Source organism: Streptomyces yatensis, assembly GCF_018069625.1.
GTDB classification, from domain to species: Bacteria; Actinomycetota; Actinomycetes; order Streptomycetales; family Streptomycetaceae; genus Streptomyces; species Streptomyces yatensis.
This window is the reverse complement of the sequence record NZ_CP072941.1, coordinates 3,481,520-3,494,001: the sequence shown is the minus strand read 5'-3', so window position 1 is coordinate 3,494,001 and position 12,482 is coordinate 3,481,520. Positions and strand designations below refer to the sequence as shown.

Genomic DNA, 12,482 nt, shown 5'->3' with positions numbered 1-12,482 from the left:
CAAGCTGGGCCGGCACTGGCGCCGGCCGGAGGGAATGCGATGGGACGGACACTCGCGGAGAAGGTCTGGGACGACCATGTCGTCCGGCACGCCGAAGGCGAGCCTGACCTGCTCTTCATCGATCTGCACCTGCTGCACGAGGTGACCAGCCCGCAGGCGTTCGACGGCCTGCGCAAGGCCGGCCGCACGGTCCGTCGTACCGACCTCACCCTCGCGACCGAGGACCACAACACCCCCACCCTCGACATCGACAAGCCGATCGCGGACCCCGTCTCCCGTGCCCAGCTGGAGACGCTGCGCAAGAACTGCGCGGAGTTCGGCGTCCGGCTGCACCCGCTCGGCGATGTCGAGCAGGGCGTCGTCCACGTGGTGGGACCGCAGCTGGGACTGACCCAGCCCGGTACGACCGTGGTCTGCGGTGACAGTCACACCTCGACCCACGGTGCCTTCGGCGCGCTCGCGTTCGGTATCGGCACCAGCCAGGTCGAGCATGTGCTGGCGACCCAGACGCTGCCGCTCGCGCCGTTCAAGACCATGGCGATCACCGTCGAGGGCGAGCTGCCCGAGAGCGTCACCGCCAAGGACCTGATCCTGGCGATCATCGCGAAGATCGGCACCGGCGGCGGCCAGGGCTATGTGCTCGAGTACCGCGGCCCCGCCATCGAGAAGCTCTCGATGGAGGCCCGGATGACCGTGTGCAACATGTCCATCGAGGCGGGTGCCCGGGCGGGCATGATCGCTCCGGACGAGACGACCTTCGCCTATCTGGAGGGCCGTCCGCACGCCCCCCAGGGCGGCGACTGGGACGCGGCCGTCGCGTACTGGCGCACCCTGCGCAGCGACGACGACGCGGTCTTCGACCGAGAGGTCGTCATCGACGCCTCCGAACTCGCCCCGTTCGTCACCTGGGGCACCAACCCCGGCCAGGGCGCTCCGCTGTCGGAGTCGGTCCCGGACCCGGCCTCCTTCGAGGACGCCAGCGAGCGGTTCGCCGCCGAGAAGGCCCTGGAGTACATGGGTCTGACGGCGGGTCAGCCGCTGCGCGACATCGCGGTGGACACGGTCTTCGTCGGCTCCTGCACCAATGGCCGGATCGAGGACCTGCGCTCCGCCGCCTCGGTGCTGTCCGGCCGCTCGGTGGCCGACGGCGTACGGATGTTGGTGGTCCCCGGCTCGGTGCGGGTCGCCCTGCAGGCCGTCGAGGAGGGGCTGGACAAGGTGTTCACCGCCGCCGGCGCCGAATGGCGGCACGCGGGCTGTTCGATGTGCCTGGGCATGAACCCCGACCAGCTCGCGCCCGGCGAGCGCTCGGCGTCCACCTCCAACCGCAACTTCGAGGGCCGGCAGGGCAAGGGCGGCCGGACCCACCTGGTCTCGCCGCAGGTGGCCGCCGCCACCGCGGTACTGGGCCATCTGGCCTCGCCCGCCGATCTGTCCGACGCGGCCGTATCGACTCCCGTGGGGGCCTGAGCAGTCATGGAAGCATTCACCACGCACACCGGCCGGGCCGTTCCGCTGCGCCGCAGCAATGTGGACACGGACCAGATCATCCCGGCGCACTGGCTCAAGAAGGTCACCCGCGACGGCTTCGAGGACGGACTCTTCGAGGCCTGGCGCAAGGACCCGGAGTTCGTGCTCAACACGGCCCAGTACAAGGGTGGAACGGTTCTGGTGGCCGGTCCCGACTTCGGCACCGGCTCCTCGCGCGAGCACGCGGTATGGGCGCTGCAGAACTACGGCTTCAAGGCCGTCATCTCGTCCCGCTTCGCGGACATCTTCCGCGGCAACTCCCTCAAGAACGGGCTGCTGACCGTCGTCCTGCCGCAGGAGACCGTGGACCGGCTGTGGAAGCTGGTCGAGGCGGACCCCGCCGCGGAGGTCACCGTGGACCTCGTCGACCGCCAGGTTCGGGCCGAGGGCATCACGGCTGATTTTGAGCTTGACGAGAATGCCCGGTGGCGACTCCTGGAGGGGCTGGACGACATCAGCCTCACCCTCAGGGAGGACGAATCCATCGCCGCGTACGAGGCGCGTCGTCCCTCCTTCAAGCCGAGCACCGTGGAGGTCTGACCCCCCGGTTCTCCCTGTACAGAGCGGGTTTGGCAAGATGCGCCGCCGGTCCTCGGACCGGTGGCGCATCGGCATGTTGAGGCCCCGTGAAGCGACAACTCGCCTCAGATGGCACAATCAGTGCATGGAACGCGACGGCCAACTCGAGCTCTACGGCATCGTCGCCGACCGGCTCAAGGAAGCGCACGCAAGGGTGCGCGCACTGCAAGTCCCGGAGGGCGTACGGATGGCGCTGTCCCGGAAGCTGCTGGTCATCACCTCAGCGGCGAAACACGATCTCGCAGATGCGGCAAAGCGTCTGGAGCGGTTGATGAACGACCTCGACGAGGGCCGTTTCCCCCAAGATCCCGACACCGACGGAAGTCCGTGACGATCGAGTGCGTTGCGGCACAAGGGTGATTAGCCCGTTTCGTGTTTGATTTGCGGTATATATCTGCCTAACGTGCGAAAAGGCTTGAACACATTGATTCCGGCAATGTCTCCGAAGGGGAAGACGTGAACAAGGCGCAGCTCGTAGAAGCGATTGCCGACAAGGTCGGCGGCCGTCAGCAGGCCGCCGAAGCCGTCGACGCAGTTCTGGACGCCATCGTCCGGGCGGTCGTCGCCGGGGAGCGAGTTTCAGTCACTGGTTTTGGTTCGTTCGAGAAGGTGGAACGGCCCGCCCGGTACGCCCGTAACCCGCAGACCGGGGAGCGGGTGAGGGTCAAGAAGACCTCGGTTCCCCGCTTCCGTGCCGGCCAGGGGTTCAAGGACCTGGTGAGCGGCTCGAAGAAGCTCCCGCGCGGCGGTGAGGTCGCCGTGAAGAAGGCTCCCAAGGGCAGCCTCCAGGTGGCGGCGAAGAAGGCCGCGGCCAAGAAGGCGACCGCCAAGAAGGCTCCTGCGAAGAAGACGACGGCCAAGAAGGCGACGGCCAAGAAGGCACCCGCCAAGGCCGCGGCCAAGAAGGCCCCCGCCAAGAAGACGACGGCCAAGAAGGCGCCCGCCAAGGCCGCCGCCAAGAAGGCCCCGGCGCGCAAGACGAGCGCCCGTAAGACCACCACGAAGAAGACCACCGCCAGGAAGCGCTAGCCGGCGGCGCACGGGCGCCGCACTGTTCACGCGCCGGGCCGGGCTCCCCGAGGGAGCCCGGCCCGCGGTGCTGTGCGCGTGCTCCCCGCGGTGCTCAGAACGTCTGCAGCGTGACGAAGACGACCCGGCGCTGCTCGCCCTCGCCCTCCACCTCGATCCGCACCCGCTGGCCCGGGCGCAGCATCCGCAGCCCCCCGGCGTCGAAGGCCGCGGTGTCGAACGGCAGCGGGGTGCCGTCGTCGAGCAGCACACTGCCGGCGCGGGTCTCGGGGTCGTACGTATAGGCGGTTCCCTGCATGTCCGCCAGCCTAGCCCTGGTGTGGGCGCCCACACCCAGGGCCACCGCCGCGCGCAGATCCAAGGCCGTGTCCACGTCCCGCCGCACCGAGTCCACCCCCGCCAGCTCGATCTCCCGCGCCCCCGACGCCCGGTGCCGGGCCCGTGAGGGGCCCCCGAAGGCAGGCGCCAGATCGGCACCGGGCGCCGCCGAGAGGAGGGTCGTGCCCACCCCCGCGGCATCCGCCAGAAAGGCGCGTGAGAAGCCGGACGCGGCCTCGAGCACCAGGTCGAGCTCGACGGTCCGCAGCGCCGGGAGATCGGCGTTCATCGCCGCCACGGCGGCCCCCGGGCGCTCCCCGCGCACCGCCAGGGCGCCGTGCGCCAGCGCCGCGTTCAGCCCGCGCCCCGGGGAGTCGGGCAGGATCCGGGCGCCGAGGGCCGACAGCTCACGTCCGGCGAGCGGGTCGTCGGTGACGACGGTCACCCCGCGCACCCAGCGGCTCGCCAGCGCCGCGCCCACCGTGTCCTGGGCGAACGCGAGCGCGAGCGAGGCCCGGAGGCCGTCCCCCGCGGCGTCGGAGAGCCTGGTCTTGGCCCGTGACAAGGGCTTCAGCGGCACCACGAGGGTCCAGGTCACAGGGGCTCCGTTTCTTCCCACGGGCCTCATTCTGACCTGCTGCCCGGCTCGCCGAAGACGTGCGGGGTTACGGTGTTCTCGACAGACAGGGTGCCTGGAGCGACACTTGTGCGGCTGCCGGGGACGACAGCAAGCCAGCAGGTCAGCAGGGTCCAAGAGAGGATGTTCCGAGTGTCCGGCCGCAGAATCGGCTTCTGGTACCGCATGGCAGCGGTCTTGTGCAAACCGCCGCTGGTGGTTCTGTTCAAGCGGGACTGGCACGGAATGGAGCACATTCCCGCCGACGGTGGATTTATCACCGCGATCAATCACAACTCGTATCTCGACCCCCTCTCCTACGCGCACTTCCAGTACAACACCGGAAGGGTGCCGCGCTTCCTCGCCAAGGCCGCCCTCTTCAGGGGCGGCTTCATGGGCTCCATGCTCCGCGGCACCGGCCAGATCCCCGTCTACCGCGAGTCCACCGACGCCGCCAACGCCTTCCGGGCCGCCGTGGACGCCATCAACAAGGGCGAGTGCGTGGCCTTCTACCCCGAGGGCACCCTCACCCGCGACCCCGACATGTGGCCCATGCGCGGAAAGACCGGCGCGGCGCGGGTCGCGCTGCTCACCAAGGCCCCGGTGATCCCCGTCGCCCAGTGGGGCGCCAACGAGGCCGTGCCGCCGTACGCCAAGGAGAAGCGGGTCCGTCTCTTCCCGCGCAAGACCCTCAAGGTGCTCGCCGGCCCGCCGGTGGACCTGTCCGGGTTCTACGGCCAGGAGCCCACCGCGGAGGTCCTCCGGGCGGCCACCGACGCCATCATGGACGCCATCACCGACCTCCTCTCCGAGGTGCGCGGCGAGCCGGCGCCCGTTCACCGGCACGACCGGCCCACCAGCACCACCAGCACCGACGGCCCGCCGCTCCCGCTGGCCGATGAGGAGAGCAAGTGACGCGCTGCGCCGTCTTCGGCACCGGCTCCTGGGGCACCGCCTTCGCGATGGTGCTCGCCGACGCCGGCTGCGAGGTGACGCTGTGGGGCCGCCGGCCCGGTGTCGTCGAGGCCATCAACACCGGCCGCACCAATCCCGACTACTTCCCCGGGGTGCGGCTCCCCGACGGGGTGCGGGCCACCACCGACCCGGCGGAGGCCGCGGCCGGCGCGGAGTTCACCGTCTTCTCCGTGCCCTCCCAGACGCTGCGCGGCAACCTCTCCGAATGGGCCCCGCTGCTGGCCGCCGACACCGTGCTGGTCTCCCTGATGAAGGGCGTCGAACTCGGCACGGCCAAGCGGATGAGCGAGGTCGTCCAGGAGGTCGCCAAGGCGCCCGCGGAGCGCGTCGCGGTGCTCACCGGGCCCAACCTGGCCAAGGAGATCGCCGCCCGGCAGCCCGCCGCCTCCGTGGTGGCCTGCCCCGACGAGAGTGTGGCCCGCCGCCTCCAGACCGCCTGCCACACCGCGTACTTCCGCCCGTACACCAACACCGACGTGGTCGGCTGCGAGCTGGGCGGCGCGGTGAAGAACGTCATCGCGCTGGCCGTGGGCATCGCCGACGGCATGGGGCTCGGCGACAACACCAAGGCGTCGCTCATCACCCGCGGCCTCGCCGAAACGACCCGGCTGGGCCTGGCGATGGGCGCCGACGCGCACACCTTCGCCGGCCTGGCCGGCATGGGCGACCTCGTCGCCACCTGCTCCTCGCCGCTCTCCCGCAACCACACCTTCGGCACCAACCTGGGGCGCGGGATGACGCTGGAGGAGACCATCGCGGTCACCAAGCAGACCGCGGAGGGCGTCAAGTCGTGCGAGTCCGTGCTGGATCTCGCCCGCCGCTTCGACGTCGACATGCCCATCACCGAGACCGTCGTCGAGATCGTGCACGACGGCAAACAGCCGCTTGTCGCACTCAAAGAGCTGATGTCCCGCAGCGCCAAGGCCGAGCGGCACTGACGCCGCGCGGACCGCAAGGTAACCTCAACGCGATATGAGCAGCCAGACCCCTTCCTCAGGCCCTGTCCCGGCTCCTTCCGGAGGCGAGCGGCACAAGCCGCGCGTCGCCGTCGTCTTCGGCGGCCGCAGCTCCGAGCACGCCATCTCGGTGGTCACCGCGGGCGCCGTGCTGCGCGCCATCGACCGCGAGAAGTACGACGTGCTGCCGATCGGCATCACCGCCGACGGCCGTTGGGCGCTGACCGCCGACGAGCCCGAGCGGATGGGCATCGCGGGCCGCGAGCTGCCCAGCGTCGAACGGCTCGCCGAGTCCGGCGAGGGTTCGGTCGTCCTCCCGGTCGACCCGGGGAGCCGCGAGGTCGTCTACAGCGAGCCGGGGTCGGTGCCCAAGGCACTGGGCGACGTCGACGTCGTCTTCCCCATGCTGCACGGCCCGTACGGCGAGGACGGCACCCTCCAGGGGCTGCTGGAGCTGTCCGGGGTGCCGTATGTGGGCGCCGGGGTGCTCGCCTCCGCCGTGGGCATGGACAAGGAGTACATGAAGCGGGTGTTCGTCTCCTTCGGGCTGCCCGTCGGCCCGTACGAGGTGATCCGCCCCCGGGAGTGGCAGCAGGAACCTTCCGCCGCCCGCCGCAGGATCGTGGAGTTCGCCGCGGAGCACGGCTGGCCGCTCTTCGTGAAGCCCGCGCGGGCCGGCTCGTCCATCGGCATCACCAAGGTCGAGGACCCGGCGGACCTGGACGAGGCCATCGAGGAGGCCCGGCGCCACGACCCGAAGGTCATCGTGGAGGCGCTGCTGCGCGGCCGCGAGATCGAATGCGGGGTGCTGGAGTACGAGGCCGGGCCGCGCGCCAGCCTGCCCGCCGAGATCCCGCCGGTCTCCTCCCACTCCTTCTACGACTTCGAGGCGAAGTACATCGACTCGGCGGCCGGTATCGTGCCCGCGCCGCTCACCGAGGAGCAGACCCGGCGGGTCCAGGAGCTCGCGGTGGCCGCCTTCGAGGCGGCGTCCTGCGAGGGGCTGGTCCGGGCCGACTTCTTCCTGCTGGACAGCGGCGAGTTCGTGATCAACGAGATCAACACCATGCCCGGCTTCACCCCGATCTCGATGTACCCGCGCATGTGGCAGGAGAGCGGTGTGAGCTACCCCGAGCTGGTGGACCGGCTGCTGCAGGCCGCGCTGCGCCGCTCGACCGGGCTGCGCTAGGGCCCGGGCGGGCCCCTAGGCCACGCCCTTGGGCACCGTCTTCTTGACGGCCTTGGCGAGGTCGAGCAGGGCGTTGACCTCGGGGGCGTACTTCCCGGGCACGGTCACCTCGACATACGCCCGGCGAAGTACGGTGGTGAAGCGGTAGCCGTCCTCTTGCTTCTCCGGCAGCCACCCGACGCCGTTCACCTCGGCCGACTCGGTCGTGGAGCCCATGGCCTCCGGCCGGGGGACCCCGCAGCGCAGCCGCACGGCGGGGTCCCCCCACACGGCTGTGTAGTCCGAGGCGGGCTCGGCGGTGCCCCGCTTCAGCCCGTTCACGGTGGAGGGCAGTTCCTTGTGGAGCGCCCGGCACACCGTCGCCGCCTGTGCGGACGGTGTGGGAACCGCGAGCGCCACGCTGTCGTCGGAATCCCCGGTGAAGGTGCAACCGGCCATCGACACCAGGGCCAGCGCCATGGTGGCGGAGAGCGGAACGAGCCGTTGGGCGAGACTACGGTGTGCGCAATTCACCGGCCGAGCATACGGGGGAGCTAGAGATGGACGACCGGGCAGGTCAGGGTTCGAGTGATGCCTTCGACTTGCTGGACTTTCGCGACCACCATGCGGCCGAGCTCATCGACGGTGTCGGCCTGGGCGCGGACGATCACGTCGTAGGGGCCCGTGACGTCCTCCGCCTGTATCACCCCGGGGAGCTTGGCGATGACGTCGGCCACGGTCGAGGCCTTGCCGACCTCGGTTTGGATCAGGATGTACGCCTGTACCACGGAACCTCCAGGGCGGCTACGAGGATCATGTGGGGAGAAGGGACGCCACGGTACCGCGTCGCCATGCGGCGCGGGGAGACCCGCGCGGGGAGCGCGGCGTGGTGGGCAAGCGGCCACGAGCACGAAGGGGCGATGGGATGAAGGGCACCGTGGGCGAGTTGGGGGAGTTCGGGCTCATCAGAGAGCTCACCTCCCGGCTCACCACCACCCCGGCGGTGAGGTTGGGGCCCGGTGACGATGCCGCGGTCGTGGCCGCGCCCGACCGGAGGGTCGTGGCCAGTACCGATGTCCTGCTGGAGGGCAGGCACTTCCGCAGGGACTGGTCCACCGCCTATGACGTCGGCCGTAAGGCCGCGGCCCAGAACCTGGCCGACATCGCGGCCATGGGCGCGGTGCCGACCGCGCTGCTGCTCGGCCTGGTGGTCCCCGCCGATCTGCCGGTGACCTGGCCGGCCGAGCTGATGGACGGCATCCGCGACGAATGCCAGGTGGCGGGCGCGGCCGTGGTCGGTGGTGATGTGGTGCGCGGGGACACGATCACCGTGGCCATCACCGCCCTGGGCGATCTGCGCAACCACGAGCCGGTCACCCGATCCGGTGCCCAGCCCGGCGACGTTGTCGCCGTCACCGGGTGGCTGGGCTGGTCGGCGGCCGGACACGCGGTGCTCTCACGCGGCTTCCGCTCGCCGCGGGCCTTCGTCGAGGCGCACCGCCGGCCGGAGCCGCCGTACCACGCCGGTCCGGCCGCCGCCGGGCTCGGCGCGACCGCCATGACCGATGTGAGCGACGGGCTGGTGGCCGACCTCGGGCATATCGCGGAGGCCAGCAAGGTCCGTATCGATCTGCGCTCGGGGGACATCGACATCCCCTCGCAGATGTCGGACATCGGCCAGGCGGTGGGCGTGGATCCGCTGCAGTGGGTGCTCAGCGGGGGAGAGGACCACGCGATCGTGGCCACCTTCCCGCCCGACGCCAAGCTGCCGGCCCGCTGGAAGGTGATCGGCGAGGTGCTGAACCCCTCGGCGCTGCCCCAGGTGACGGTGGACGGGGCCCCCTGGGCTCATGGGGGCTGGGACCACTTCGGCGACGGCAATGGCGCCGAGTGACGGTAAGGGAGCCGCGTCGGCGGTAAGGGCGCCGGTCGGCGGTAAGGGCGTCGCGTCCAACGTTCAAGGGCGCCGAGTCCGCCGTAAGGGCGTTGGGCCCGCCGTAAGGGCGTCGAGTCGTTGGTGAGGGAGCCGCGTCGGCGGTGAGGGCGCCGAGGGGGATCTCGGGGGTGTGGGGGCGGCGAGTAGATTCGGACCCATGGTCCTGCCTCCTCGTATCCCCCGCCCCTCCCATGACGGCTCGGCGCCCGTGCGCGTCCTCACCGTCGCCGGATCGGACTCCGGCGGCGGTGCGGGTATCCAGGCCGATCTGAAGACCATGCTGGCCCTGGGCGCCCATGGCATGAGCGTGATCACCGCGGTGACGGCGCAGAACTCCGTGGGCGTCCAGGGCGCCTGGGAGCTGCCCGCCGAGGCCGTACGGGCCCAGTTCCGCAGCGTGGCCGACGACATCGGCGTCCAGGCGGTCAAGACCGGCATGCTGGCGACCGCCGAACTGGTCGAGACCGTCGCCGCGCTGCTCGCGGATCTGCCCGCGCCGGTGGTCGTCGATCCGGTCGGGGTCTCCAAGCACGGCGATCCGCTGCTGGCCACCGAGGCGCTCGACGCGGTCCGTACGAAGCTGCTGCCGACCGCGACCGTCGCCACGCCCAACCTGGACGAGGTGGCCCAGCTCACCGGCGTCCGGGTGGAGTCGGAGGACGATCAGCGGCGGGCGGCCGGGGCGGTGCTGGGCCACGGCCCGCGGTGGGCGCTGATCAAGGGCGGCCATCTGCCCGGCGGCGAGGCGGTGGATCTGCTCACGGACGGCACCGAGGAGCACTGGCTGCGGGCGCCCCGCCACGACAACCGCCATACGCACGGCACGGGATGCACCCTCGCCGCGGCGATCGCCACGTATCTGGCGGGCGGGTTCGAGGTGCCTCAGGCCGTCACGGCGGCCAAGGACTACGTCACGGGCGCCATCGCGGCGGGCTTCCCCCTGGGCGCGGGCATCGGCCCGGTCGACCACGGGTGGTTGCGGGAAGGAACTGACTGAGCGTGCGTGTAAGGGCACGCGAAAAGGCCGGTCCACACCGTTGGTGGACCGGCCTCGGCGTACCGGTTCCCGCTTGCGCGGGGAGGCCGTGCGACTAGACGACTAGCGCGAAACCTTGCCGGCCTTGATGCAAGAGGTGCAGACGTTGAGCCGCTTCGGGGTACGACCGACCACAGCGCGCACCGTCTGGATGTTGGGGTTCCAACGACGGCGGGTGCGGCGGTGCGAGTGCGAGATGTTGTTGCCGAAGCCCGGCCCCTTGCCGCAGACGTCGCAGTTGGCAGCCACGGGTTACTCCAAAGACGGGTCACCCTCGCTTCCCGCGAGGAGACAGGACACTGAACGGATGCCCCGGACGTTGCCTGGATCGCGGTGGATCGGCGGCGCCTGGGGGGAATGGCCCGATTCGCATCGGGCAACCGGAGCAGCATACAACGGCCACTCCCGTACAACGAAACTATCATGGCTGGCCCGGCACCCGCCGAGGGCGGCGACTACCCTGCGGTGACGCGATGCCCGCCCCCGCCCCAGCAGCCTCCGAGGAGGACGTTACGTGCCGCACACGCTCGACGCCGATGCGGTACGGACCTGGTGCGGGCTGGCGCTGGACGCGCTGGGCCGGGCCCGCGCGGAGATCGACGCGATCAACGTCTATCCGGTCGCGGACGGGGACACCGGCACCAATCTGTACCTGACCGTCGAGTCCGCCGCGCGGGCCGTCGACGCCGCCTTCGACGGCCATGCCGCCTCGGCCGCCGCCTCCCGTCCCACACTCCCCGATGTGGTGCGCGCCATGGCCCATGGCGCCCTGATCGGCGCGCGGGGCAACTCCGGCACGATCCTGGCGCAGCTGCTGCGCGGCATGGCGGACGTCCTGGCCGACGGCCCGGCGCAGGGGGGCCCGGCGCAGGGTGGCCGGGGCGCGGACGAGGCGGTCGGGCTGCGGCTGGCGCTGCGGCGCGCGGCCGACCTCGCCTACCTGGCCGTCGCCCACCCCGTCGAAGGCACCGTCCTTACGGTCGCCGTGGCCGCTGCGGAGGGCGCGGAGCGTGCCACGGGCGACGCCGCCACGGTGGCCCGCGCCGCCTATGAGAGCGCCCGGACGGCGCTCCAGGCCACCCCCGGCCAGCTCGACGTCCTCGCCCGCGCGGGGGTGGTCGACGCGGGCGGCTACGGCCTGGTGACGGTCCTGGGCGGGCTCGCCGAGGCCCTGTCGGGCGAGGCGCCCGCGGCGCTCGGGCCCGTACGCTCCCGCGGTGACGGCCCGACGCGTGACGCCCTGGCCCCCGCCGGGACGCATGGCCAGGACCCCGCGGGCTGTCCCGCCGACGACGCCGCGGACGGCGGGCCCGCCTTCGAGGTGATCTACCTCCTGGAGGCCGGCGACATGGCGGTGGCCGCCCTGAGGGAGCGGCTGGACGCCCTTGGCGACTCCTTGGTGATCGTCGGCGGCGACGGCCTGTGGAATGTGCACGTCCATGTGGACGACGCGGGGGCGGCCGTGGAGGCGGGCATCCAGGCCGGGCGCCCGTACCGCATCCGGATCACCCACTTCGACGGCGCCGCCGCCCGTAAGGCGGGCGCCGCGGGCCCGGACCGGCCGGGCCCGGTCGTCGTCCTGCCGGACCAGCCCGGCGCCAAGGGCCCCATCGGCGGCCCGCGTACCGAGCGCGTGGGCCGAGCCGTGGTCGCCGTCGTCCCCGGGGACGGGCTGGCCGCGCTGTGCGCCGAGGCGGGCGCGACCGCGGTCGCCACCCGCCCCGGGGAGCCGCCCGGCAGCGGTGAACTGGTCGACGCGGTCCGCCGGGCCGGCGCCCGGGAGGTCGTGCTGCTGCCGAACGACACCGAGCTGCGCCACACGGCCGCCGCGGCCGCGGCCCAGGCCCGCGCGGAGGGCGTACGGGTCGCGGTGATCCCCACCCGCTCCGCGGTCCAGGGCATCGCCGCCCTCGCCGTCCACGAGCCGGCCCGCAGCTTCGACGAGGACGTGGTCGCCATGACCTCGGCGGCGGGTGCCACCCGCTACGCGGAACTGGCCGTCGCCGAGCGCCAGTCCTGGACCATGGCCGGGGTGTGCCAGGCCGGGGACGTCCTGGGCATGATCGACGGCGATGTGGCGGTGATCGGCTCGGAGCTGGCCGCGACCGCCGAGACGGTGCTGGACCGGATGCTGGCCTCGGGCGGCGAGATGGTCACGCTGGTGCTCGGTGCGGGCCTGCCCGACGAGGTCGCCGAACGGCTGGAGCGGCATGTCCGGGAGGGGCACTTCGCTGTCGACACGGTCGTCTACCACGGCGGTCAGCCCACCGCGCCGCTGATCATAGGCATCGAATGAGACCGGCGGCCGGACGCTGAATCACCCCGCTCGTCACCCGCTT

The 12,482-nt window shown here is 71.7% G+C and carries 12 protein-coding genes and 2 pseudogenes; 10 read left to right on the top strand and 4 right to left on the bottom strand.

Annotated elements, in window-relative coordinates; genetic code table 11:
* Positions 1-39: 39 nt before the first annotated feature.
* From leuC to J8403_RS14035, 4 genes are all read left to right on the top strand, one after another.
* On the top strand, positions 40-1,470 hold the full coding sequence (leuC, locus tag J8403_RS14050; RefSeq protein ID WP_211123494.1) for a 3-isopropylmalate dehydratase large subunit: 1,431 nt from the start codon (positions 40-42) through the stop codon (positions 1,468-1,470).
* Positions 1,471-1,476: 6 nt separating this feature from the next.
* Positions 1,477-2,070: a 3-isopropylmalate dehydratase small subunit gene (gene leuD, locus J8403_RS14045; protein WP_211123493.1), complete on the top strand. Its 594-nt coding sequence runs from the start codon at positions 1,477-1,479 to the stop codon at positions 2,068-2,070.
* Positions 2,071-2,194: 124 nt separating this feature from the next.
* Positions 2,195-2,440, top strand: coding sequence for an SCO5555 family protein (locus tag J8403_RS14040; protein ID WP_014055151.1), 246 nt, complete (start codon positions 2,195-2,197; stop codon positions 2,438-2,440).
* 125 nt (positions 2,441-2,565) lie between these two features.
* The gene (locus tag J8403_RS14035; protein WP_093464919.1) at positions 2,566-3,138 is read left to right on the top strand and encodes an HU family DNA-binding protein; all 573 of its coding nucleotides are present in this window, start codon (positions 2,566-2,568) and stop codon (positions 3,136-3,138) included.
* 301 nt (positions 3,139-3,439) lie between these two features.
* On the opposite strand, the pseudogene cofC reads toward J8403_RS14035, so the two are convergent.
* Positions 3,440-4,054, bottom strand: a pseudogene (cofC, locus tag J8403_RS14030) (2-phospho-L-lactate guanylyltransferase); the annotation flags it as partial.
* 171 nt (positions 4,055-4,225) lie between these two features.
* On the opposite strand from cofC, the gene J8403_RS14025 reads away from it, so the two are divergent.
* Genes J8403_RS14025 through J8403_RS14015 form a run of 3 tightly spaced genes read left to right on the top strand, consistent with a single transcriptional unit; the run spans position 4,226 to position 7,192 of the window.
* A complete protein-coding gene (locus J8403_RS14025; RefSeq protein WP_211123491.1) occupies positions 4,226-4,987 on the top strand; it encodes a lysophospholipid acyltransferase family protein in 762 nt (253 codons plus the stop codon).
* Positions 4,984-5,985 carry an NAD(P)H-dependent glycerol-3-phosphate dehydrogenase gene (locus J8403_RS14020; RefSeq protein WP_014055155.1) on the top strand — a complete coding sequence of 334 codons (1,002 nt, stop codon included), beginning with the start codon at positions 4,984-4,986 and terminating at the stop codon, positions 5,983-5,985. Before J8403_RS14025 ends, J8403_RS14020 begins: the two co-directional genes overlap by 4 nt.
* Before the next feature lie 34 nt (positions 5,986-6,019).
* The gene (locus tag J8403_RS14015) at positions 6,020-7,192 is read left to right on the top strand and encodes a D-alanine--D-alanine ligase family protein (RefSeq protein WP_211123490.1); all 1,173 of its coding nucleotides are present in this window, start codon (positions 6,020-6,022) and stop codon (positions 7,190-7,192) included.
* Positions 7,193-7,207: 15 nt separating this feature from the next.
* Here the strand turns inward: J8403_RS14015 and J8403_RS14010 are convergent, their stop codons facing one another.
* Both J8403_RS14010 and J8403_RS14005 read right to left on the bottom strand, forming a co-directional pair.
* Complete coding sequence (locus tag J8403_RS14010; protein WP_211128237.1) at positions 7,208-7,651, bottom strand: DUF3515 domain-containing protein; 444 nt, start codon at positions 7,649-7,651, stop codon at positions 7,208-7,210.
* A gap of 74 nt (positions 7,652-7,725) precedes the next feature.
* Entirely contained in the window at positions 7,726-7,959 is a 234-nt protein-coding gene (locus J8403_RS14005; RefSeq protein WP_014055158.1) for an Lrp/AsnC family transcriptional regulator, read from the bottom strand.
* A 137-nt stretch (positions 7,960-8,096) separates the two neighbouring features.
* Here J8403_RS14005 and J8403_RS14000 point away from each other — a divergent pair, with 137 nt between their 5' ends.
* Both J8403_RS14000 and thiD read left to right on the top strand, forming a co-directional pair.
* Positions 8,097-9,065 carry a thiamine-phosphate kinase gene (locus J8403_RS14000; protein WP_211123489.1) on the top strand — a complete coding sequence of 323 codons (969 nt, stop codon included), beginning with the start codon at positions 8,097-8,099 and terminating at the stop codon, positions 9,063-9,065.
* A 199-nt stretch (positions 9,066-9,264) separates the two neighbouring features.
* Positions 9,265-10,104, top strand: coding sequence for a bifunctional hydroxymethylpyrimidine kinase/phosphomethylpyrimidine kinase (gene thiD, locus J8403_RS13995; protein WP_211123488.1), 840 nt, complete (start codon positions 9,265-9,267; stop codon positions 10,102-10,104).
* Between the two features lie 177 nt (positions 10,105-10,281).
* Here thiD and rpmB read toward each other — a convergent pair.
* A pseudogene (rpmB, locus tag J8403_RS44730) lies at positions 10,282-10,392 on the bottom strand (50S ribosomal protein L28); the annotation flags it as partial.
* Positions 10,393-10,657: 265 nt separating this feature from the next.
* Between rpmB and J8403_RS13985 the strand changes: the two are divergent.
* A complete protein-coding gene (locus J8403_RS13985) occupies positions 10,658-12,439 on the top strand; it encodes a DAK2 domain-containing protein (protein WP_211123487.1) in 1,782 nt (593 codons plus the stop codon).
* Positions 12,440-12,482 lie beyond the last annotated feature (43 nt).